Source organism: Candidatus Binataceae bacterium (genome assembly GCA_035508495.1).
GTDB lineage: Bacteria > Desulfobacterota > Binatia > Binatales > Binataceae > JASHPB01.
In genome coordinates, this window is record DATJMX010000077.1 from 43,411 (window position 1) to 67,331 (window position 23,921).

General features: G+C 61.2%; 17 protein-coding genes. 10 read left to right on the forward strand and 7 right to left on the reverse strand.

Annotated features, from left to right (window positions below; genetic code table 11):
- Positions 1-54 precede the first annotated feature (54 nt).
- Positions 55-741, forward strand: a complete 687-nt coding sequence (locus VMA09_22410) for an isoprenylcysteine carboxylmethyltransferase family protein (GenBank protein ID HUA36377.1) — start codon at positions 55-57, stop codon at positions 739-741.
- Here the strand turns inward: VMA09_22410 and VMA09_22415 are convergent, their stop codons facing one another.
- Together VMA09_22415 and VMA09_22420 are read right to left on the reverse strand one after the other, a co-directional pair.
- Positions 742-1,512 carry an enoyl-CoA hydratase-related protein gene (locus VMA09_22415; protein ID HUA36378.1) on the reverse strand — a complete coding sequence of 257 codons (771 nt, stop codon included), beginning with the start codon at positions 1,510-1,512 and terminating at the stop codon, positions 742-744.
- Between the two features lie 226 nt (positions 1,513-1,738).
- The gene (locus VMA09_22420) at positions 1,739-2,599 is read right to left on the reverse strand and encodes a DUF1932 domain-containing protein (GenBank protein HUA36379.1); all 861 of its coding nucleotides are present in this window, start codon (positions 2,597-2,599) and stop codon (positions 1,739-1,741) included.
- A 53-nt stretch (positions 2,600-2,652) separates the two neighbouring features.
- Here VMA09_22420 and VMA09_22425 point away from each other — a divergent pair, with 53 nt between their 5' ends.
- The gene (locus tag VMA09_22425; protein ID HUA36380.1) at positions 2,653-3,516 is read left to right on the forward strand and encodes a hypothetical protein; all 864 of its coding nucleotides are present in this window, start codon (positions 2,653-2,655) and stop codon (positions 3,514-3,516) included.
- Here VMA09_22425 and VMA09_22430 read toward each other — a convergent pair.
- Positions 3,513-4,127 carry a helix-turn-helix domain-containing protein gene (locus VMA09_22430; GenBank protein ID HUA36381.1) on the reverse strand — a complete coding sequence of 205 codons (615 nt, stop codon included), beginning with the start codon at positions 4,125-4,127 and terminating at the stop codon, positions 3,513-3,515. The two genes, VMA09_22425 and VMA09_22430, sit on opposite strands and share 4 nt — an antisense overlap.
- A 145-nt stretch (positions 4,128-4,272) precedes the next feature.
- Here VMA09_22430 and VMA09_22435 point away from each other — a divergent pair, with 145 nt between their 5' ends.
- The 8 genes from VMA09_22435 to VMA09_22470 all read left to right on the forward strand — a co-directional run bounded on the left by VMA09_22435 (position 4,273) and on the right by VMA09_22470 (position 14,321).
- Positions 4,273-5,400 (forward strand): amidohydrolase family protein, encoded by a 1,128-nt coding sequence (locus VMA09_22435; GenBank protein ID HUA36382.1) that lies wholly within the window; start codon positions 4,273-4,275, stop codon positions 5,398-5,400.
- 11 nt (positions 5,401-5,411) lie between these two features.
- A complete protein-coding gene (locus VMA09_22440; protein HUA36383.1) occupies positions 5,412-6,539 on the forward strand; it encodes an amidohydrolase family protein in 1,128 nt (375 codons plus the stop codon).
- A gap of 120 nt (positions 6,540-6,659) precedes the next feature.
- Positions 6,660-8,093: an FAD-dependent oxidoreductase gene (locus VMA09_22445; protein HUA36384.1), complete on the forward strand. Its 1,434-nt coding sequence runs from the start codon at positions 6,660-6,662 to the stop codon at positions 8,091-8,093.
- Entirely contained in the window at positions 8,090-9,271 is a 1,182-nt protein-coding gene (locus tag VMA09_22450) for an LLM class flavin-dependent oxidoreductase (GenBank protein HUA36385.1), read from the forward strand. The genes VMA09_22445 and VMA09_22450 overlap by 4 nt, the downstream gene beginning before the upstream one ends.
- A gap of 9 nt (positions 9,272-9,280) precedes the next feature.
- Positions 9,281-10,267 (forward strand): alpha/beta hydrolase, encoded by a 987-nt coding sequence (locus VMA09_22455; protein ID HUA36386.1) that lies wholly within the window; start codon positions 9,281-9,283, stop codon positions 10,265-10,267.
- A 37-nt stretch (positions 10,268-10,304) separates the two neighbouring features.
- On the forward strand, positions 10,305-11,969 hold the full coding sequence (locus VMA09_22460; protein HUA36387.1) for an amidohydrolase family protein: 1,665 nt from the start codon (positions 10,305-10,307) through the stop codon (positions 11,967-11,969).
- Between the two features lie 132 nt (positions 11,970-12,101).
- Positions 12,102-13,343, forward strand: coding sequence for a CaiB/BaiF CoA-transferase family protein (locus VMA09_22465; protein HUA36388.1), 1,242 nt, complete (start codon positions 12,102-12,104; stop codon positions 13,341-13,343).
- Positions 13,344-13,379: 36 nt separating this feature from the next.
- Positions 13,380-14,321, forward strand: coding sequence for a glycosyltransferase family A protein (locus VMA09_22470; GenBank protein ID HUA36389.1), 942 nt, complete (start codon positions 13,380-13,382; stop codon positions 14,319-14,321).
- 202 nt (positions 14,322-14,523) lie between these two features.
- Here the strand turns inward: VMA09_22470 and VMA09_22475 are convergent, their stop codons facing one another.
- From VMA09_22475 to VMA09_22490, 4 genes are all read right to left on the reverse strand, one after another.
- The gene (locus VMA09_22475; GenBank protein ID HUA36390.1) at positions 14,524-19,266 is read right to left on the reverse strand and encodes a protease pro-enzyme activation domain-containing protein; all 4,743 of its coding nucleotides are present in this window, start codon (positions 19,264-19,266) and stop codon (positions 14,524-14,526) included.
- A gap of 315 nt (positions 19,267-19,581) precedes the next feature.
- The gene (locus tag VMA09_22480) at positions 19,582-21,168 is read right to left on the reverse strand and encodes a GMC family oxidoreductase (GenBank protein ID HUA36391.1); all 1,587 of its coding nucleotides are present in this window, start codon (positions 21,166-21,168) and stop codon (positions 19,582-19,584) included.
- Between the two features lie 15 nt (positions 21,169-21,183).
- Positions 21,184-21,942: a DUF5987 family protein gene (locus VMA09_22485; protein HUA36392.1), complete on the reverse strand. Its 759-nt coding sequence runs from the start codon at positions 21,940-21,942 to the stop codon at positions 21,184-21,186.
- 541 nt (positions 21,943-22,483) lie between these two features.
- Complete coding sequence (locus VMA09_22490; protein ID HUA36393.1) at positions 22,484-23,395, reverse strand: hypothetical protein; 912 nt, start codon at positions 23,393-23,395, stop codon at positions 22,484-22,486.
- Positions 23,396-23,921 lie beyond the last annotated feature (526 nt).

Here is a 23,921-nt window from a genome sequence, read left to right on the forward strand (position 1 = left end):
GCTAGTTTCACAATTCTGTGAACATTCTGTATTATGTGTTCGAGGTTCGGGATCGTGGATTCCACCGCCTTGCTTAAGAGAAGGGCATTCATCGGACTCGTACAGCTGCTGGTGGTGATGGCGGTTGCGCTATTCGTGTCGGCGTGGTCGCTCCGCTACTGGCAAGGCTGGATCTTCCTCGCCGCGTTCTTCGTCCCGGTCACCATGATTACTTTGTATTTCCTCGAGCACGATCCGGCCCTGATCGAGCGGCGCATCAAGGCGGGTCCTGTCGCCGAGCAGGAAACGACGCAGAAAATCATCCAGGTGCTCGCGAGCCTTTGCTTCATCGCGCTGCTGGTCGTGCCGGGATTGGATCATCGCTTCGGATGGTCGCGCGTTCCTCCGACGGCGATTGTGGCCGGCGACATACTCGTAGTTGCAGGTCTCTACATCGTGTTCCTGGTGTTTCGCGAGAACAGCTTCACCTCGGCGATTATCGAGGTTGGAAAGGACCAGGCGGTCATCTCGACCGGGCCGTATCGGCTCGTGCGCCATCCGATGTACGCCGGCGCGCTTCTGATGCTGCTGGGGATGCCGCTCGCGCTGGGATCAACGTTCGGGCTTCTTTTCTGCGCGCCGATCTTTGCCGTCATCGTCTGGCGGCTGATCGACGAAGAAAGCTACTTGCGCACGAACCTCGCCGGCTACGCGGAGTACTGCGCGCATACGCGGTATCACTTGATCCCGTGGATCTACTGATCAGCGGCCGACGAAATGCGGCTCGCGTTTTTCGAGGAACGACTTCACGCCTTCCTTGTGGTCCTCGGTCTTGAAGAGCTCCGACAGCGTGGTGCTGACCCACGCGCCGAGCTCCTTCCAATCGGGATCGAGCGCGCGGCGCAGGCCGTTCTTGAGCTGCCGCACGGCAAGCGGCGGGTTCGAGGCGATCTTGCGTGCCAGTTCCATCGCGGTGGGGAGCAGCTGATCGTGCGGCACGACGCGCGACACGAGGCGAATCTGATGCGCCCGCGCCGCGTCGATGATATCGCCCGTGAAGAGCAGCTCCGCCGCGGTCTCGCGGCCCACGAGCTGCGCGAGGCGGCCGATTCCCGGCACGTCGCAGCACAGGCCGCGCTTGATGAACAGCTCACCGAAGCGCGCCTTCTCCGACGCGACACGGATATCAGCCATCAGCGACAGCTCCATGCCCCATCCGATCGCGGGGCCGTTGACAGCCGCGATGATCGGAATATCGCTATGCAGGAGCGCATCCGCCGCGGGAGTCAGGCGCGGCGCCATGTTGGTCAGCGCCGGGCGATTTGATGCGTTGGCCATGATCTGCTTCACATCGTCGCCTGAGCAGAAGGCCGGATCGGCTCCCGTGATAATGAGACATCGCGCCGTCGAGGTGCGGACCGCATCCTCGAGTTCCTTGTAGGTCGTGAAGGTAAGAGCGTTGCGCGCCTCAGGCCGCCGAATCGTGATCACGCCCACGTGCTCGTGAAGGTCGTAGCTGAGTTCGGTGTACATCGATGACTCCTTTTGATCGCGGCTCGACGCGCTTCCGCTTGGTGAACAATTCCACACTGGGGCGCAACGCGTCAAAGATTGCGAGAAATTGGTGTCATCGGAATCGCTGCGGAGTCGAGGTTCCTCGACTCCGCATCTTGCGCTCTTGATGTCACCGATTTCTTCACAACTGTCGAGATGACACAGCGCGGCAATTGCGCCGGAACGGAGATGTGAAATCCGCGACTTAGCTGTTGAAGAAGGACTTGATCGTTTCAAGTGCGGGGCTCGACTCTTTGTCAGCTTCGAAATCGGTGGCGATTTTTTCGTAGAGCCGCGCGGCGCCTTCGAAGATCGGTGCACCTCGATCCACGGCGCCGAGGAAGGTTGCGATCTCTTCCATCTCGGCGACCCAGCGGTAGGCTTTTGGGAACATTGCGGGAACGCGGCTTCGGAGCATCTCGAGGGTTTGGGGTTGCGAGCGTTCGAGCTCGGCTTTGAGCGCGGGGCCGAGGCCGTTGCGCGAGGCGGTTGCGAGCATCGCGGCGCCGATTGCGATAAAACCCTTCGTCAATCCGGCATATGACATTTTCAAGCCCGATGCGGTGCCGATCTTTTCGTCGAGGACTTCGATATCGAGGCCGAAGTTGCGCAGCGTCGTCATCGCCTCCGCCTGAGGTCCTGACGCGTAGAAGCGCGGATTGTAGCTGCCGCGCGGCGGGCCGCCGATTATTCCGGCGTCGATGAAGGAGCATCGGCTGGCGGCGAGCGCTTCGGCGATTCGGCGAACCGTCGCAGGCGATACTGCGTTGCAGTCGACGAAGATCGGTTTCTCATTCGTGCGTTCAATCGGTGCGCGGAAGCGCTCGGCCACCGAATACGCGACGCCGGGCGGCACGATCGACAGGATGAAGCCCGCCTCGCGCGCGATGCGATCGTCGTCCTCGATGACTTCGAGTTGTGACTTGGCGACCCGCGCGGCGCTGGCGGCGCCGCGTCCACCGAGCGTTGTGATGACGCGCGCGCCGGCCTGTCGCATCCTGCTGCCTACGGCCGCGCCCATTTCGCCCGCGCCGATGATTGCGATCGTATCCTCCCTGGTGCTCATCGCTATGCCCTCACGAGGTTGAGTCGAATCGAAGCTGAGTATTAATTGTCGCCATGGCCAGACGAAACCCCAATCGCGCCGATCGTATCGTGCGCACGCGGCTGCGCGAACCTGTCTCGTTTCCCTCGCTCACCGAGAACCGCTCGATTCGATTGTCGTCGGTTTCGGATTACACCGGCCGCTCGCACTTCATGCCGTGGCACAAGATTCTCGCCGGGATGCACGATTTCACGGACATGGCGGGAATCTTTACGCCGTTGGTTTATGTCGAGCTCGAGACGACCGACGCCGCTTGCGATCCGCAACAGAAAATCGTGGTGCGCGGCGAGTCGTACCTCGGGCGCTCGCTCGATGAATCAGGCGCGGTGCGCAATATCGTGCGCGAGGGCCGTCACGAGGTGCTCGACGCCAAGGGCACGCCGCTCGCGCGGGCGCGGATGCTCAACGTGTTCACCCGCTACGATTCCGATTCCGCAAAGCGCCGCGTTACCGAGTTGCCCGCGGAGCTGGGACTCGGTGGGCAGCCGTCGCAATTGATTGATGTACCGCGCATCGAGGATCTGCTCGATGCCCGGCGCAAAGCTGATTTCGAAGATCCTCACGATCATGTGTGGCACTACGGCCAGACCGATCCGAATCGCCACGTGAACGGGATGGCGTATATGCGCGCGATGGAAGAGTTCATCTGCGATTCGCTGAGCGCCGCCGGTCACGATCTGAAGCGGCTATATTCGGCACGCGCGCGAATCGTGTATCGCAAGCCGTGCTTCCGCGGCGAGTCGTATCGATGCGCGGCATGGTTCCGCAGCGAGGCGCCTCTCGTGCTGGCGGGCGCGTTCTTCAAGTCAGGCGAGAGTCGCGAGACGCAGCCGGCCGCGGCGATCGAGCTGACCTTCATGCAGCATCCGGCGGCCTAGCTGGCGGGGCGCATCCCGATCAACGCCGCGACGCGATCGCGCACGAAGTCGCGCCACGCTTCGTCACCGACCAGATGCGGCAGCAGCGTGTCCATGTGCGTCAGCCCCATTATGATGATGCAGAAGAGGCGCGAAGCGAAATCCGCGTTGAGTTTCGGATCGAGTTTGCCCTCGCGTTGCGCCTCCGCGATCCTCTCGCCGATTGCCTGCATCGCGAGTTCGTTGGAATGCGAGAGCACGTGCCGCACCTGCGCATCGCGTGCAGCCGCGGAGTGAACCTCGATCGAAAGCTGGCGCACCAACTTGAGGCCGGGCTCAGTGTACAGCGACGCGAGCCGCGGCAGCGCGGTCGCATCGTTGGGCGTGTCCGAGTGCTGAACAAAAAGGGGCGACGACTCGAACGAGCGCTTGACCACTTCGAGCAGCAACTCGCCCTTGCTCTCGAAGTGCTTGTAGATCGCGCCCGCGGTGATGCCCGCGGCTTTCGCGATCGCCGGCATCGATGCGCCTTCGAAGCCGTGCTCGGCGAAGAGCCGCGCAGCAGAAACGAGGATACGCTCGCGCGTCGATTCGAGCGCATCGCGGGGCGCGCCGTTCGCGCTACGCCGCACCGATCGCTTTTCTGATTTCCTGATCAATAGTCCAGATAATGGCGCGTTCCAGTTGACAAGTAAACGGTCATTTACTAAACTTCCGCACAAGTAAACGATCGTTTACCCGACGCGCGTTCCGCCAACATTGAACGGGAGAGCCAAGATGTCAGCCGCAGAAATCGTTGTCGATGCCGATGGTCACATCCTCGAGCCGCCCGATCTGTGGGAGAAGTACCTCGAGCCCAAGTACCAGCCGCGCGCGATCAAGATCGTAAAGAACGACGCCGGCCTCGAATGCCTCCAATATGACGGCAGGTTGTCGGAGCAGGCGCAGCCGGGTTTTCTCAGTGCGCTCGGCGGGATGGGCCGCGCGCAGGATGAACTGCGGCCCACGGCGGAGCGCACCTACGTCAATTGCGCGCCGTTCGGCTCGATGGACGCGGCCGAGCGCGTGAAGCTGCTCGATCAGGAGAAGCTCGCCAAGGCGGTGCTCTATCCGACGCTCGGCATCCTGTGGGAGTCCGAGGTTGACGATGTCGAACTGTCGCAGGCGTATTGCCGCGCGTACAACCGCTGGATCGCCGACTTCTGCCGGCCGTATGCCGATCGCATCGTGCCGATTGCGCATCTCTCGCTCGGCGATCCCGAGGCTGCCGCTGCCGAGCTCCGCCGCGCCGCCAAGGATGGATGCAAAGGGGCGTTCGTCGCGCCGTTTACGATCACGCGCAAGCCGCACGGCCATCCCGATCACGATCCGGTTTTTGCCGCGGCCCAGGAATGCGATATCCCGCTCGCGATTCATCCGACCTTTGAGCCCAAGGGCCTCAATCGCGCGCGCTTTCATCATATGGAGCGGATGCCGCTGCTGGGCGTGATTGCCTCGCAGATCCTGCAGCAGCCGCTCTCGACGTTTTTCCAGTTCGGCGTGTTCGACAAATTCCCCAAGCTGCGCGTCGTCGTCCTCGAATCGGGATCGTCGTGGCTCGGCTTTTGGATGGATCGGATGGATGAGGGCTACGAGACCTGGATGGGCGGCACGGTGCCGCTGAGGCGCAAGCCCAGCGAGTACGTGCGCGAGCAGGTCTGGGTCTCCGGCGATCCCGACGAGCAGGCGACCGCCTACGTGATCGATTACGTCGGGCGCGATCGCTTCTTCTGGGCGAGCGACTTCCCGCATCCCGACCACGGCGGCAAATACCTCGAAGCGCTCGAACGCATGGTCGCGCCGATGTCGCCGGAGGCGCGCCGCGGCGTCGTCGGTGAGAACGTGTTGCGCTGTTACAAGCTCTAAGGACTCTTTCAATGCCCAACGGAAAATTGATCATCGACGCCGATGGCCATATTCTCGAACCCGAGGATCTTTGGCAGAATTATCTGGAAGAGAAATTCCGCGCGCGTGCGATTTGTATCCGACGCGACGAGGCGGGGCTCGAGTTTCTCGAGTACGACGGCAAGCCCGCCGCGCTGATGCGGCACGGTGTTCTTCACACCCTGGGTGCGATGGGGCGCAACGCAGACGAGTTGAAACCGTCGCGCGAGCGCACCTATCGCAACACCGCTCCGTTCGGCGCGATGGACATGAAGGAGCGCGTTGCGCTGCTCGATCGCGAAGGTATCGACAAAGCGATTCTTTATCCGACCATCGGTCTTCTGTGGGAAGCCGAGGTCGAAGACCCCGAGCTCTCCGCCGCATACTGCCGCGCCTATAACCGCTGGATCGCGGACTTCTGCCGCGACTCGGACGGCCGCCTTGTTCCTGTCGCGCATCTGTCGCTGCTCGACGTTCCGGCCGCGGTCGCGGAGCTGGAGCGCGCGGTGAAAGACGGATGCCGCGGCGCCTTCGTTGCGCCGTTCAACCATCTGCGCAAGGCGCACGGGCATCCCGATTACGATCCGCTGTTTGCCAGGTTCCAGGAACTCGACGTTGCCTACGGCATCCATCCGACCTTCGAACCGGCCTCGCTAGCGTCGCGGCGCTTCGAGGGCCTCGGCGCGTCAATCTGGTATCGCCAAGTAACTGCGTGTCATTCGGCGCAGGTCGCCTTCACGACGCTCTTCTCGTTCGGCGTCTTCGACAGATTTCCAAAGCTGAAGACGGTAGTGCTCGAATCGGGCGCCGGCTGGATCGGCTACTGGGTCGATCGCATGGATGCGCTCTACGAGGTGCCGATCAATCGCGCTCCGCTGAAGCATGAGCCGAGTCATTATATACGCAGCCAGTGCTGGCTCTCGGCCGATCCCGACGAGCGCGCGATCGCCGGCCTCAGCAGGTTCATCGGCGAAGATCGATTTTTCTGGGCGAGCGATTTCCCGCACCAGGACCACGGCGGTCATTACATGAAGGAGCTCACCGAATTGATGGCGGCGATGCCGCCCTCGGCCGCGGCCAAGCTTGCCGGTCAGAACGTCGCGGCGGTGTACGGAATCTGAAAGGCGCAAACGCAACATCGCTTGGCTGAATCCACGAAGCTTGAGTGGCGTCGGCTTCGCGTTGGCGCTTCACTATATGCAGAGTCTCGATTTCACCAATTTGCGGAGAAGTAATAGAAGATGAAAGCAAACCATGCCGTCGTGATTGGCAGCGGTATCGGCGGGATGTGCGCCGCCCGCGTGCTGTCCGATCACTTCGAGCGCGTAACCTTGATCGAACGCGACGAGTTGCCCGAAGGCGCCGCCCATCGCAAGGGCGTGCCGCAGAGCCGCCATCCTCACGGCCTGCTCGATCGCGGGCGCCGCGAACTGAGCGTGCTGTTTCCGGGTCTCGAAGACGACCTGCACAAGCGCGGCGGCCATGACCTCGACGCCGGCCTCGAGCTGGCGACGCTCAACCCCGAAGGATGGGCGAAGCGCCGCGACACCGGTCATCCGATGCTGTTCGCGAGCCGCCTCCTCATCGAGTCGGTGATTCGCGATCGCATCAAGGCCAACCCTCGAATCAAGATGGTCGAGGAGACCCAGGTCACCGGCCTCGTGCTCGAGCATGGCGATACGCCGCGCGTCACCGGCGTTGACATCCGGTCACTCAAGGATGAGTCGTTCGGCCGAATCGATGCCGACCTGATCGTCGATTGCAGCGGGCGCAGCTCGCGCGCGCCGGAATGGCTGGCGCGCCACGGCTACGCCGAGCCGGAGCTCGAAGTCGTCGATGGTCAGGCGGGGTACAGCACCTGCTGGTACCAGGCGCCGCCGGCCGATCAGCGTCCCGCGGGATGGTGGTGGAAAGGCATCTTTCTTAATCCCTCGATGAAGCCGAAGCGCGATGAGGATTACTACTTCGCCCTGGTGCTGCCGATCGAGGGCGATCGTTTCCTGCTGACGCTCGCGTCGTGGGGCGATCGTCCGCTGCCTGCCGATCATGAATCGTTCGCGTCGCTTTGCGGCAAGCTGCGCTCGCCGATCGTCGCCGAGGCGCTCGCGATCTCAAAACCGATTTCGCCGATCTTCCATCGCCGCGGAATGCAGAACTCGTGGCGTCACTACGAGAACTGGAGCGGCCCCGCCGGATTCATCTGCGTCGCCGATGCCGTGTGCGCGTTCAATCCCGTCTACGCGCAGGGCATGACGAGCGCGTCGGTGTGCGCGCAGATTTTAGGCAAGCTCGTGAGCGAGATGGATCCGCGCGACCCGGCATTTCCAAGCACCTTCTTCAAGCGACAGGCCGAGTTCGTGAAACAGCCGTGGGATCTTTCGGTCGCGCGCGACAAGCAGGCTCTAGGTCAGGGAAGCACCAACGAGGGCATGGGCCAGGCGTGGGAACGAATCATGCGCGAAGGCGGCAGCGTTCCGGTCATTGCCGAAGCGCTCTTCAACGTGATTAATCTCAACCGCCCAGCCGCGTCGCTCATGACCGACAGTGAATTTCTCGCCGCCGTCAACGAGATCATGCAGCGTCCGCCGCGGCCGCCGATCGATCCCGAGGACGTGCCGCCGTATCCATCCGCTGAAATCCACGGTCCATCACAAAAAGGAACCAACGCTTCATGAATGATGTAATCCGGCCCAACCGCCTGCACGCAGGAATCTTTCTCGCCCCGTTTCATCCGGTGGACGAAGACCCGACGCTCGCACTGCGTCGCGATATCGAGCTGATCGAGCATCTCGATCGCGTCGGCTTCGACGAGGCCTGGATCGGCGAGCATCATTCGGCCGGTTACGAAATTATCGCGTCGCCTGAGCTGATGATCGCGGCCGCTGCTGAGCGCACACAGCGGATTCGCCTCGGCACCGGAGTTATCTCGCTGCCGTATCATCATCCACTGACAGTGGCGAATCGCATCGTGCAACTCGATCACATGACGCGCGGGCGCGCGATGTTCGGCGTTGGCCCCGGGCTGCTGCCCTCGGACGCCGAGATGCTTGGAATCCCCGTATCGAAGCAGCGCGATCGCATGGCGGAGTCGCTCGACGTGATCCTGCGCCTGGTCGCGGGCGAAATCGTGACCGAGCAGACGGAATGGTACACGCTCAAGGAAGCGCGATGTCAGTTGCTCCCATACACGCGGCCGCGCCCCGAGTTTGCAGTCGCCAGCACGTTCACTCCGTCGGGCGGCAAGCTCGCGGGACGTTACAACGTCGGGATGCTGTGCGTCGCGGCCTCGCAGCAGGCGGGCTACGACGTGCTCGGCACCAACTGGCAGATCGCAACCGAAGTCGCGCGTGAGCATGGCCGCGAGATGGATCGCTCGGTGCTCCGTCTCGTCGCGCCGATGCATATCGCGGAGACACGCGAGCAGGCGATGCGCGACGTCAAATTCGGCCTCACCAAGTGGATTGACTATTTCTCCGCGATCAATCCGACTGCGACCGGCGACGATCTCGGCGCGAAGGATCCCGCCGAAGCGATGGTCGAATCGGGCCGCGCCGTGATCGGCACTCCCGACGATGCGGCTGAAATGATCGAAAAGCTGGAAAAGCAGTCAGGTGGCTTCGGCTGTATCCTGATGCTCGCGCATAACTGGGCGAACTTCGAAGCGACCAAGAAATCCTACGAGATGTTCGCGCGTCACGTGCTGCCGCGCTTCAACGGCTCGAATGTCGCGCGCGATGCATCCCTGACCTGGACGCGCGCGCACGGCGCAGAGCTGATGGGCAAGGCGCTGAAGGCCGCGTCCGAGACCGTGCAGAAGCATTTTGCCGAGCAGGCCGCGAAGCAGAAGCATTAGGAGGATCGAATGGCTAGTTCGACGTGGCCGCAGGGCCGCTCAGTCGCGCTCGCGCCGCGCGCCAACCAGGGCGCGATCAATTTGGTCGTCCACGAGCAGGGCGAGGGTCCCGCTGTGATCTTTTGCCACGGCTTTCCCGAGCTCGCTTATTCGTGGCGGCATCAGTTGCCTGCGGTCGCGGCCGCGGGCTTTCGCGCGATCGCTCCGGATCAGCGCGGCTACGGCGATTCGAGCGCGCCTGCCGCCGTTACTGACTATGGCCTCACGGAGCTTACCGGCGATCTCGTCGGCCTGCTCGATTCGCTCAAGATCGATCGCGCCATTTTCGTCGGCCACGATTGGGGCGGCTTCGTCGCATGGGCGATGCCGGTGCTGTATCCCGAGCGCACCGCCGGCGTGATAGGAGTATGCACTCCCTACATGGCGATGCCGCAGACGTCGTTCATGCGCGCGCTCGTCAACAATAAAGAGGAACGATTCTATATTCTCTGGTTCCAGGAGCCCGGACGCGCCGAAAGCGTGATGGATCCGAAGGCGCGGCTGATCTTCGATCGCCTGATGCGCGCGCCTGCCGATATCGCCGAAGCCACCAGGCGCATGAATGCGAGCGGCGAGCTCGACATGAATCCGTTTCGCCGCATCGAGGATCTACAGCCCGAGACCCCGCTGATAGTCACTGCTGAGGAACTCGATCATTACGTAAAGGTGTACGAGAAAACCGGATTTCGCGGCGGTATCAACTGGTATCGAAATATAGATCGCAACTCTCGCGAGCATCCCGAGGTAGGGACGAAGAAGCTGGAACTGCCCTGTCTCATGATTACCGCCGCGTGGGACGTTGCGCTGCGCCCGCAGATGGCAGCTGGAATGCCGGCGCTGTGCTCCGACCTCGAAATGCGCAATATCGAGCGCGCAGGCCATTGGGTGCAGCAGGAATTTCCAAACGAAGTGAACACTCTTATCGTCGACTGGCTGAAGAAGCGCTTCAGCAAGTGAGTATCGCGGCATTAGTCAATTACCAGGGGAATCGATCATGAGTCAGGCAAAGTTTGCAATTCGGAATGCAACTATCGTTGATGGAACCGGCGCGGCGGCCTTCAAGGGCGATGTCGCCGTCGACAACGGCAAAATTGCCGCGGTCGGAAAGTTCGACGGCTCGGCCGAGAAAGAAATCGATGCTGGCGGCCATGTGCTGAGCCCTGGCTTCATCGACGTGCATACTCACTTCGATCCGCAATTGTGCTGGGACCGCCTGGCGACGCCGAGCCTCGAGCATGGCGTGACTAGTGTCGTGGTCGGCAACTGCTCGCTGAGCCTCGCTCCGGTCCGCGCGGGCGCGAGCCGCAAGCTCATCAAGATGTTCGGCAAGATCGAGGACATCAAGGAGCCGACCTTCGACGCGGGCGTGCCGTTCAAGTGGGAGAGCTTTGGGCAGTATCTTGATTTCATCAAGCCCGGCCTTGGAATCAACGTCGGCGCGCTCGTCGGACATTCCGCGCTGCGCTACTACGTCATGGGCGCCGAGAGCCAGGAGCGCATCGCGACCGATGACGAGATCAAGCAGATGTGCGACCTGCTCGAAGGCGCGATGAGCGATGGCGCGATCGGAATGTCGACTTCGTATGTCGATATCGACGAGAACAATCGGCCCGTGCCCAGCCGCCTCGCCGACATGCGTGAGAAAATCGCGCTTTGCAAGGCGATGGCCAAGAGCGGACGCGGCACTTTGCAGACCGTGCCGTACTTCATCGACCCCGTGCAGCACATCAAGAATATCGAGGAGCTCGCCGAGCTGAGTCTCGCCAGCGGCGTGTTCTGCACCGTGGCGCCGATCGTTTACAGTCCGGCCGCGCCCGAGCAGTACAAGCGCTACCTCGAAAAGCTCGACGAGGAGCGTGCCCGCGGCGCGAAGGTCTTCGGCCAGTCGATGACGCGCAGTTTCAATATCAATATCCGGTTGTCAGAAACCTCATTTCTGCTTTACGGCCTGCCGTCGTGGAATGCGATCATGCAGCTTCCGGTGGCCGAGCGTGTCGCGGCGTTCGCCGATCCCGCATCGCGTCAGAAGCTGGTCACGCAGGCTGAGCGCGGTATCGCGCCGATGCTCCACGCCTCGGTCGTGGGCGAGGTCTATTCGAAGGCCAACGAGGAGCTGAAGGGCCGCCGCCTGAGCGAAATCGCGAAGGAGCGCGGCCAGCCGATCTCCGACGTGATGCTCGACATCGCCGTCGCCGACGATCTGCAGACCGAGTTCCAGCTCAACGATTTCATCCACGCCGACGCCAACATCGTCGCGCAGATCCTCGACCATCCGTCGATTCATATCGGCGCTTCGGACGCAGGCGCGCACGTCGCGCAGTTCTGCGGCGCGGGCGACACCAGCGATCTGCTCGCGCGTTTCGTGCGCGAGTTCGGCAAGCTCAAGCTCGAGCGCGCAATCCATCGCATCACCGCGGAACCGGCAGATGCGTGGGGAATCCGCAATCGCGGCCGGATCGCGGTCGGCGCGGCGGCCGATCTCACGCTGTTCGATCCCACAACGATCGCGCGCGGCGAAGAGGTCTTCGTGCACGACTTCCCCGGCGGGGGCAATCGCTACATCCGCCACGCGCGCGGCATCGACAAGGTGATCGTCAACGGCGAGTTGGTGGTCGATAACGGCAAGTACACCGACGCTCGCGCCGGTCAGATCATATAGAACCATCACGACCAGATAGCGGGCGCTGATCATAACGATCGGCGCCCTTTCTTTTTTGACATCGGCTGCCGCGCACGCCTTTGATGATTCGCTGCGATAGGATTAGATCTATCGACCGGGAAGGTGAGGTCTATGCCGAATCCACGGATGCTCGAAGGTTACCGGGTACTCGACTTTTCTCAGTTCGTCGCAGGGCCGACCTGCACGCGGCTGCTGGCCGAGATGGGTGCGGAAGTGATCAAGGTTGAGATGGCGCCGGGCGGGGATCGCGTGCGCGGCGACGGGCTCAAGTCGCAGGCGCCCGAGATGAAGGAGTCGAGCTACAGCACTTACTACCTTCAGCACAATCATTCGAAGGCGAGCTTCGCGATCGATCTGAAAAAGCCGGGCGCCAAGGAAATCATCATGGCGATGCTGCCGAGCATCGACGTCGTGGTCGAGAACTTCGCGCCGCACGTAATCGATCGGCTGGGCTTCTCTTACGACGAGATTAAAAAGGTCAATCCGAAAATCATCATGTGCTCGATCTCGATGGCCGGGCAGACGGGGCCGCTCTCATACAAGCCGGGGTACGACTTCATCGGGCAGTCATACGCGGGCGTCACCGATGGTATCGGCGACGAGAAAGGCGCGCCGGCGATGACGACGATGGCGATCGGCGACGTCTCGACGGGTGTGGCATCCGCGATGGCGATCGGATTCGCGCTGCTCCATCGCGAGCGCACGGGCGAGGGGCAATACCTCGACGCGTCGTTGCTCGATACTTACTTCCACATGCACGAAAAGACCGTGCCCGTCGTATCGTTGCGCGGCGACAAATTTAAGCCAACGCGCAGCGGCTCGCTGCATCCGGACGGCGGACCGACCGGCGCGTTTCACTATCGCGACGGGCAATACATTTTTCTGACCGTGCCGCCCCATCAGTGGCAACAGCTAGTGCGCGCGATGGAAATGCCGGAGCTGGCGACCGATCCGCGCTTCAGGAGTGCTCGCGGCCGCCGCGATAACAAAGAAGAGCTGCGCGACGTTATCGAGAATTGGTTGAAGAAGTTCCCGACGCGCGACGATGCTCTGGCGGCGCTCGATCGCGAACGCGTGCCGTGCGCTCCCGTGCTGTCGGTAAACGAGGCGATCAAGCATCCTCATCACAATGAGCGCAAGACGGTCCGATGGGTCGATGATCCGATCCTCGGCAAGGTCGCGATCCCGGGCTTTCCGGTAAAGTTCTCGAAGTGGCCGGATCGCACCGACGTGAAGGCCTCGCGGCTCGGCCAGGACAACGAGCGCCTGCTGCGCGAGCTGCTCAAGATGCCGGATGAAAAAATTCGCGAGCTCTACGACAAGGGGATCCTAGTACGCGATCCGACGCTCTGAGATTTCCTCGGAGCGCTCCATCGCAAAGTAATATAAGTGCCGCGCGTTTCGGTAATCATCCCGGTTTACAACTCGCAGGCGACGCTCGCGGCCGCGGTCGAGAGCATCCTCGCGCAGACGTATCGCGACTTCGAGTTAATCGCAGTCGACGACGGCTCGACCGACGCGAGCCGCGAAATACTCAGTCGGTACTCGGACAGAATAACTATCCTCGCGCGCGCCAACGCGGGCCCCGCCGTCGCCCGCAACGCGGGAGTCAGGGTCGCGACGGGGGACCTGCTCGCGTTCCTTGACTCCGACGATCTGTGGAAGCCCGAGCTGCTGGCCGTGATGGTGCCCGAGCTGGACGCGCATCGCGAGTGCGCGATGGCGTGGTGCGATCTCGAGTTGATCGACAGCTTGGGCCGGCCGCTCGGCAGCTCACTCGCGGGCAAGGGCGGCGATCCGACATTGCAGGATCTCCTCACCAAGCTCTGGCCAATCATGCCGAGCGGCGCGGTAATTCCGCGCTGGGCGTTCGAAGCGGCGGGCGGATATCCCGAATCGATGCGAAAGCCGTCGTTCGAGGATCTCTACCTGTTTCTCAGACTTCGCGAACACGGACCGTTTCGCTACGTTCAAAAAGCGCTGGGAGCGTGGCGGTTCGCGGAATTTCCGAAACGAATCAAAACTCCCGGAGTCGATCCAGCCGCAGTCGAGGAATTCAAGCGGCTCGTACGCGAGCGCTACGGCGTCTCCGCGGCGATGCAGATCGCAGGTCGCGCCCGCGCGCCGCGCAGCCTGCTCGGCTACATCGGGATCAACGCGCTACGCGCCGGAGATCGCAAGACGGCACGAACCGCTCTCACGCGGGCAATCATGTTCGATCCCACGCGAATCAAGAATTATCTACGGCTGTCGCGCACGTTCCTGCCGCGTAGTCTCGCGATCGGCCTCGGCGGCCGTTCGCATCGCAAACCAAAACGCAGTCCGAGTTAACTGAGTATCCACTCGAAGAATCTCAGATGCGACGGCGCGCCAGGTAAATCCCCGCCTGACTCCCGCCTGCAAAGTCTTGCGAATAGCCTTCCTTCAGCAATCGGAGCCGATAACGGCAGAGGTTTCGCGGTGATTCCCAAAGGCCAGGAGCGAAAGCGCTCGCTTCGAGCACGCAACACGATTCAATTTCAAGGGGAGCGGCTCACTCCTTCTGTATTTTGCCCAGGTTAGCCGGCAGGCCACCGACGGTCACCGGCTCGCCGCCCTCGCTCACGCCCATCGAGACGACTTGCTGGATCGAGGTGTTTGGCGCGGGCGCGCCCCCCGACGAGCCCGAGCATCCGAGCACGCTTACTGCCAGCATCAGCATGACAGCAGTGAGAATCGATGCCCTGAGCCGCTGCCTGCGCCTCATCGGCCGGATCGCGAGGCCCAACAGACAGAGCGCCAGCATCAAGCCGCCGCTCGCGCCTCGTTCGGTCGTCCCGGGAGAAGTTGTGATCCCCGCGAGCCTAGCTTCATTGCTCAAGTCGAGAGTGGCGCTCGTTCCGCCTGAAATAACGCCGCTGAGCGCAAACATGACCGACTGACCTGCCGGCAAAGTGATTGGCGATGAGAATGTGAAGACGGCGGGCGATTCGATCGGACTGCTCAGCGTCGCCGTATCAACCGTATCGCCATTGATCGTCGCGGTCAGAGTTATCGAGCTGAAGATGCTCGGTCGGCTCACTGACACGCTCGTCGAGGAGACAGTCTGTTGATGGTCGTCCGATGACTGATAGCTGAAGCTCCCGAGATCGACGGTCGCACCCGGCTGGCCTCCGCCGCTCGCCTGTCCTGTCACCATGACGATGCCGCCGGGAGTCGGCGTGGCAGTGGCAGTAGCCGTCGGGGTAGATGTGGCGGTGGGAAGAACCGACGGAGTTGCGGTCGGCGTCGCTGACGCCGTTGGTGTCGGCGGCGTCAGCACGTTGAAGCCAGTCGAGTTGCTCGAGGCGAGCAGCGAAGACGTTCCCGCAAAGCTGCCCGACAGCGTATACGTGCCGGGACTGCCGAGCGTCACCTGGCAGCTTGCAGTGCCGCTCGAATTTGTCGCCGCGTTGCAGCTCGAGCCACCGACTCCAAGGTCCAGCGTCTGACCGGCAATCGGCGCGGCAGGCACGACTGAAACGTCCGTTAGCGATCCGACCAAGTTGACCATCTGCCCGGGCGCACCACTGGTCGGACTCTGATTAAGTCCGATGAACGTCGTATGCGCGCCTGCGGTCCAAGTCAGGACGGCAGGATCGGATGTCACCGTATTGCTGCTTACCCTTGCCGATGCCGTGAGCGTGTCGACCCCGGCGTATACTCCGGTGTAGCTGAAGGAAGCGATATTGCTGACGGTATTGGCCAGAAGGCCTTGGGCGCCGAATCGATTTGCGCCGCCCAGATTGAGAATCACCGGCGTTCCATCCGGAACACTCGCGTAGTGAAGCGTCGCGCTGAAGGCCTGCGACGTACCCTGCGCAGGATTCGGCGACACGGCGTTGGGCGCCAGCGTGAGCGTCGGTGAGCCGAGCGTCGAGCCATAGCTGCAGCCACCGCTGGGATCGCTGACCCTGTAAACCGTCGTCTCCTGCGCCACGTAGAGGCATCCGTCGGGACCGAAGACGAGGGTATTGGCTCCCGCGGCGCTGGTGGTGAATGAATTAGCGGCGCTGAGAGGACTGCCGGTCAGGTCGATCGATTCGATGCCGAGATTAGTTCCGCTCGGGACCGCGAACGGATTCTCGATCAGGAAAGTTCCGGCGCCGCCCGATCCCGTTCCGCCCGCAACCATGCCGGTCGAGCTCGCGTTCAGGCCGGGTAGTATGGTCACGGTCGGCGGCCCTGAAACGTTGGTGCCACTCACCTGCGCCACCTGGGCGTCGGTCCACATATAGATCGTTCCGCCAGGCGCGAAGGCGAGCGTCGAGTTCGGCGTGTTGGTTGTCGTCGCGTAGACCGATGTAGATGGCGACACTCCGCCCGGATTCGAGATGCGCCAGATCGATGCGTTGTTGAAGCCGTCGCCGAAGCAAGTGTCGTCGGTGAAGAGATCGCCGCTCAGCGGATCGATCGAAATCACCGTCGGGCAAATGACACCCGATGAGATCGTTCTGATGATCGAGCCGTTCGACGGGTTGAGCTGAACGACTATGCCGGTGGTGGGATCGCCGCTGGTCACGCCGAAGCTCGCAAACAAGTCGCCACTGTTATCGAAGGCCAGGCCGGAGAGCGTCGTGCCGAGCGAGGTGGTGTTCAGGGGCATCGTCGCCGGGCCGCCGCCCGCTGGAATCTTGTAGATGTTCCCGGTCGGTGCATCGTTGGCGTAGAGGTTTCCCGATGAATCGAATGCGATCCCGCTCACACCCATGCATCCGAAAGGAAAGCCACCCGCAGTGACGTTCGCGGCGACGAATCCTGTCGCATAAGGCGTCACGACGAAGCCCGGCGCGGCGGGAGGATTGGGCGGCGCACACGCATTGCTCGCCATGCCGGAGAAAGTCACCTGCGGATTCGGACCAGGAATCGGCAGATTACCGTCGGTCACATCGACACCACTATAAGTTACCGTCTCGCTCGTGAGATCCGTGGCCGCGAGCACCACCATGCCGTTGCTGTCGGTCACGGGCGGATTCGGCCCGCTGATCACCGAGTTGCCGGTTTGCGATATCTGGACCAGCTTGCCCGGTGTCGGCCGGCCCTGCGAATCCTTCAACGTCACCGTAATCGTCGTTGCCGATGTCCCATCATTGCTCACGCTGGTCGGACTGGCGCCGATCCCGGCCGACGAGGCCGACGGTGTGACGAACGGCATGGTCGCCGTCTCCGTTACTGTGATGCCATCTGTTGTGTCGTCGCCGGTGAAAGTTACGCTCTCGGGCGTATCGTCAGTGATGGTGAAGACGGCGGCACCATTGTCAACGCTGGTAACAGCGCTGGACGGAGAAATGGTCGCGTGGCTCCCGCCTGCCGACAGTCTCACCGTCTTTCCCGGCACAGGATTGTCGTCCGCGTCAAGCAACAGCACTTTTACCGTGGCCTGCGACGTGCCGTCCGCCGGCACGCCGCCGAGCGGCGGAGTGAGTACCTGGGTGCTCGTATATGCGACGACTCCAGACGCCGATGCGCTCACTGAGCCGGGACTCTGGCCGGTTAGCTTCTGCAGCAGGACCCCGAGGTTCGGCGAGCCGAGTCCGACGTGGGTGAAGTCGCTGTCCATCGAACTTGCGTCGTGAAAGGCCGACGTGTTTGCGAGCGGATACAACAGCGGGTTGTAGAAGCCTTGATTCGTACCAGACAATTGGTTGAGCGTGGCCGCAAAAGCGGCCCAGGTCGGCGCCGCCATGCTGGTGCCGCCGTAGAGGTTTCCGTTGGGGCATCCGCCGTTCGACGCCTGGCAAATGAGCATCCCGCTGGCCGGGTCAGCGTTGACGACCACGTCCGGGATCGTGCGCATCGCCGACCCGGACTGGTATGGCGGTGCGGCGAAGAACCTGCTCGTGCCGAAGCCGCCCTGCCCCGTCGGAGGACTATCCGCGACGCCGTTCCACCAGGTCTCGCCGCCATAGGTCAATCCTGGACCAATAGTAAGTGTCGTGCCGCCAACCGCAGTGAGATTGGGCGAGTCCGCCGGAACTGAGATCGTGTTCGGGCTGCCGTCGAGGCAGGTGCTGCCGCCGTCGCCCGAACCACTGAATACGCTGATTCCCGCCATCGCTGCCTTTTGCAGCAATGAATCGATGCTTTGCACGTCGGCCAGCGTGGTTTGATCTTCGCAGTACGCCCAGCTGTTCGAGATGACGTCGACTCCGCCATTGATCATGGCGTTTAGCAGCGCCTGGAAGCTGCCAGCGCCGCTGAAGGGGGCATCGTACACGGCAACCTTGGCGCCCGGCGCGATCGTCATGACGTCATCGATATCGACAAGGACCTCTGACTGATTGGGACCCGGACTGGCGCCGCCATTGACGGGCACCACGCTGAGATTGCTCAAATCGCCCGCCGGCGTGTCGAGCGCATCCGCAAGCTCGCTAAGCAGGGCGAGATAATTGCCAACGTCGCTGGATTGAAAGGTATCGAACTCTAAAAGGCCAATGGTCTGACCGCTCCCGGCAGCACTTGCATTGAGCCTTGTTGCCCGCCGTTCAGTAAGCGATGAACTACTTCCGGCGATTATTGCAAGACCGAAGATGACGATCAGGATTAGCAGAGCGAAGATACCAAACAGCGCGCCGAACACAATCGTGAACGCCAGATCAGCAACTACCGCAGCCAGAATCGCTTGGGAAGCTTGTCCAAAAAAATTACCGTTGTTGGGAATTGTAAGGTCGCCATGAGATGGCTGGGCAAGATTATTCAGTCCGATGACCGCCTGCACATGCGAGGCGAGATCGACCGGGAGCGCAGGATCAGTCTGATTCGCGTAGAACTTCCGCTTCCCTAGTTGGTAGTCGGCGATTTTAGTTCCTAACGCCCGCTCCACGTCCGAGCGCCGGCCACCTACCGTGATCGTCGAGTAGTCCGCGGAACCCTCGATTAACTTCAACCCGTGATCTTTTAAGTATGCGAGTACCGCTTCGTACGAGTCCTTTGACGGCCCGAAGCGTCGGCTGATTTCTTGCGCCTCCAGGAAGTTCTGAAAGTTCGGCGAGTCAGGATTGTAAATCTCGCTCAAATATTTCTCGAAACCCTCTTGATCTTCGAGCTTGAGTACAATTGTCAGACTGATTCGCTGGTTGCCAGCGTCTGGCTTCGATTGAATGAGCGTGGCCCTTGGCAGCGCCGGTAACACATGACCGGGGAGCCTCACGCTCGAGACATCTTGATCGTACTGATGCTGCGATGCATAAGCGGTCGCATTCAGGAAAAGAGCAACCAGAATTGCGACAAACCACCAGCCACGGCTGCGAAACATCATAAGCCCCAACGCGAGATTCGAGCGGTGGAAACATCAGGATGCCGGATGCCTTTATCACGAAAGCTACCAAATCACCCATTCTACGGCCAGATTCAACTCTACGCATGCTCAACAAAGTGGATTTCCGTGATGAATAACGATTCGTTGCTTACTCGGACTTAAAGCTCTCTCTCACCTTCCCGGAAATAACTCGAGTTTGGGCTGTCTCGACGTCCGAGAGCGCAAAGCCGTCGACATATCCGTCTTTTCCGCCACCGGAAGGAACGGAATGTCCAAACCGTGTCCACGGACGATGCTATTTGGCGGGGCTTCGCCTCAGGACGGGATGGGGATACCGCCTTGCTTGACCGCGACGCCGTACTGGTCGGCGCGCTTCAGCAATAACGACGACGCGCGCTCTGCCAGCGCCGCGATCGTGAGCGAAGGGTTGACGCAGAGCGAAGTCGGTACGCTTGCCCCGTCGGTGACGAAGATGCCGGGATGGCCGCGCAACTCGTGGCGATCATCGAGCGCCGACGTTCCGGGATTGTCACCGATTCGGCACGACGCCAGTGGGTGCGCACACTGAATACTGTTCGTGGACGCCACCGTATGAAACGTGGCGAGCCCATCGAGCGTCAGGATCGACTCGGCCGCCGCGTCGGCCAGGTCGAAACCGTGTTGGGTTTGCGGCGCAATGGGATACTCCAACTGGCCGGATGCGATGCCTGGCCCGAGGCGCGTGAAGCTGCCGGTCTTGGGCGGGGGGCCGAAGAAGCCTTCGTTGGCGTCCTCGGTCATCTCGACGATCGCCATCCACGAGCGCCATTGCGTTAGGAGATTTCGCTTCTCGATGCCGAACCAGAACGGCGACTGGTCCACCCCAGGGAGGGCGTTTACGATCGGCGGAGAGTAGAGCTGCTGCAAGGCGAAGCGCGAGAATTCCGGCTTCTTCGGGTCGAGGTAGTCGAAGGTCATGGTGTTGATCGGCTTGCCGATCGGAAAGGCCTCGTAGGCGACACCGGGTGCGCGTTGGAGCCCGAGCAGGCTACTCACCTTATCCTCGTCGAAGGCCGCGAACGAGACCCGATCGCCGTTGGCCGACATGTAGCGCCCAACCGCGGGCGGCATACCGCCGAGATCCAGGGCTGAGCGCTGCAAGATCACCGGGGTACCCATCGTGCCCGCGGCGACGATGATTATCTTCGCGTCGATGGCGCCGCTGCCGAGAATTTTGGTGTAGTCGTTCGGGTCGAGCTGCAGATACGAGACCGTGTAACGGTAGCCGGCAGCCCGGGCCCGTTGGATTTTTTGCACCTCGTTCAAGGGGCGGATCTCGGCCCCAAACGACTCCGCAGCCGGGATGTAGTTGAACAGCATCGAGCGCTTGGCGTCGAAGATGCAGCCGGTATGCATCCAGTTGCAGTTGGTGCACTTCGTGAGGTCGACGGCAAGTGGGACCGGCTGGCACGTGTGTCCCGCGCGGTTGCACGCCGCGGCGAAGAGGCCACCCGCATACGGTACGTCGTTCCAGCTAAGTTCGGCCACCGGTATGGCGGCCTCGACGCGGCTATACCACTGGTTGAGCGTTTGCCGGGTGATCGAATTCGGCCAGATCCGACGGCCGAGCGTGCCGCGACGCTCGAAGATGAAGCTCGGCGCCCGCAGCGATGCTGCGTAGTAGGTGACGCTCGAGCCGCCGACGCAGTTGCCCGCAGTAACGTCGATGCCCTTGCCCGAGATGCTGTCGATGAAGCGGTTGAAGGTGCCGATCCGCAGGCTTTGCGTGAAGTCTTCGGTCGAGAACCGCGGGCCGCGCTCGAGCATGATCACCTTGGCACCGGCGGCGGCCAGGTAATAACCGGGGATCGAGCCCCCGAAGCCCGTCCCGATAATCAGGACGTCAGTGGTCTCATTCGCCATCACGTATCTCCAGGATCACGCGGGGTTGCCGTTCTTCGAGGTCGGATGCGGCTTCGCCAGGACTTGCTGGTACGAGAAATCCGGGAATCGCCACTTGCCGTCGGGATTGGGAGCCGGAAAGCCGATAGCCGTCAAACCGGGATGCCCCTGTTTGATTGCGACGACAGTGTCGAGGTAACCCGCAGTGTTGAATGCGACGAAACAAAGGGCCGCGAGCGGGGAGTACACTTCTCGAAATAGCGCGTTAGGGGCGAGGAGTTGGACCATGAGAGCGGTGCGTTGCGCGAAGTTGAGCGAGACCAACGCCGGCAACGCCGGATCGAGCGTGATCCGGTTGAGCAGTGCATACGCGATGGCGGCCGCATTGATTAGCGGGGCAAGCAGCGGCAGTGTCGGCCCCAAGCCGACGAAGTTCATCATATCGATCGCGCCCCCTTGCACCGCGCCTGGGCCGGTTACAACGCCGGCGATCGCCACGTCATCCGGGAAGCGCTTCTCGCCCGGGATCAACGTATCCGCGAAAGCTTCGAGCGTCAGCGTCGTTCGGTCGACATCGCTATCGGAGACGGGGACCTGCTTCGCCGCGGGGCCCGTCCCCTGGGCGAAGGCGGACAGCACGCCGATTGGCCACGGAGAGATCGTCGTCGCGGCCGCGAGCGCCGCGACACTCTTCAGTAACGCGCGTCGGCTGAGACGGAGCGAGTTCGGGGTGGATGGTGCGAGGCGCTCGTTCTCGCGCTCGATAATTCGATTTATCTCCCCGTTTTTCATCATCGGCAGGCCTGCGGCTCTAAATACGCGAGCTCTAATCCGCTGTACACGGAAATTTCCATGTTGGAAGGTCAAGCTCGCACAGGTATTCAAACGGTTGCAAACGCAAGTTCAAACCTGTTTTTGAGTGCAGAAGCCTGCTGCACGGGCGGTCTTTGACGAGTTTTGCCTGCCTTGTCACCCAAACGGCCAAAGCTCCGGGTTTTCCGGCGGAATTATCAGACACTATGGCAAGTGCTGGCGCACAAGGTACCCGCTGGCGCGCGACACTTAACGCGCACTGGCGAAAAGATCAGACGATTAAAATCTCAGAAGAGAGAGAACAAGGAACCAGTCCGGGGTGGCTCATTTTTACAGCGGTACAGTGGATCAGTTTTTCAGCGTTGCAAGCAACCCCGAATACTTCTTCTTCAGGTGGCCGAACTCTTGGCTCCGGGCCGACTGCCAGGAAACGAACGCCTGCCGGCAATCGCCTCAACTATTCGTTCCGTCCGCTAAACGCCGAAAGCGAGTTGAGTTAGCTCTCTGCTTTGGCGTGGCCTGCCTAAGGTATTGCCCTCACGGTTTTCGCAGTCGAGCAAAGATATCGCACTTTGCCGGTAGCCTGTGAAGGGCAAAATGGTGGCAGGCAAAGCCAGTAAAAAACCGCATAACCGCGAGGACCTGCGTAAGATAGATCAAAGCCCAGGGCGTCTCGCTTGTATTTCGTGAAACTGACGCCATTCGTGTTGCCAAACACTCCCTGGGAGAGATCCTCCCATAGCGTGTCGTGTCCAAAGGCAACCTGATATGGATAGGGATTGCTGGCAGGGCAATAAAACAAGCTCAAGGATGAAAGCGGAGGATTGACGTTGACGTTTTGAGTAGTAACCCAAACACATTGGCTGCCAGACTGGCCGTTACCTGAGGCTGGGCATCCGAAAGGAGCTCCCACGCTCATGCCCGGGGTGGTCTCCGGGAAAAATTCGGGGCCAGGCGCGTTCTGGAGTGTAGTGAATGGACTCTGAGGCAGGCGACTTAGTTCCTGGCCGAGGATGGCAATCGTCTGTGGGGTCGCAACGCAGTTGTTGGCGCCTGCGCAAGCTAGTACGTAGTAGAATCCAGGCGGAACATTTTGTGGCACCAAGCCGGTGACCGCAACCGTTCCTGGATTAAAGAAGACAGAAAGCAGCGACACGCTTGAACTTCCTATCTGCACGTCGTGTGGGTCCGGATAAGGATTGTTGGCCAAGTAAAATGACACAACAGCCGGCTTCCCAATCCCGATGTTCGCCTTGACCTTCGCCTGTAAAAACATCTGACCGTCCGGCTCTGCGCCAGGCGGTACCGGTACTAGTACGCTCAGGACCTTCAGCGGCACGTTAGTAGGAGCGGCAGCCGCTAACCCAGGCACCAATACTGCGACGAATCCCACCACCATGATTAAGGCAAGACGCAACTGAGTTCGACAATCCACGGGCATGATAGCGTTCCTTTCCTGCTTGCGACTCTTACTTACTTCGGACTCACTGTGTCGGTCGCTTGGGATCAGCAGCTTTCGCAGCTGTTCTTCAATGAGTTTGGTCTCATCGGACCTTTCCTGATTGCGACCACACGCAATTCTTCGAATCCAGAAGCCGTCAGTTCCGTATCGCGATCCGACGGTTGCTGATTTTCGCCTCCAGCCATCGCGCGCACTTTAGCAAGCTAGAGTGCCAATCACCACGAGTTCGATGAACCTTGGGAAAAATGAAGACCCACCGAACGTCGAGCAAAGGATAGGGAAAATGGCGTTTGAAAGGAGGCAACCGTCGGCCCATCTTGAGGGAAAATCACGATGCTCGACGGGTTCGCTTTCAGAACCGGTTGAGACTTGAAGCCGCCCGACTCCGCTTTCAGCTTCGAGTTCCATTCCAATCTTTTAATTAACCATAATTATAATATTAAATAATTTTACGGATTAAACTCTTATAGGCAATGATACTGGAGGAGAACCATACTCC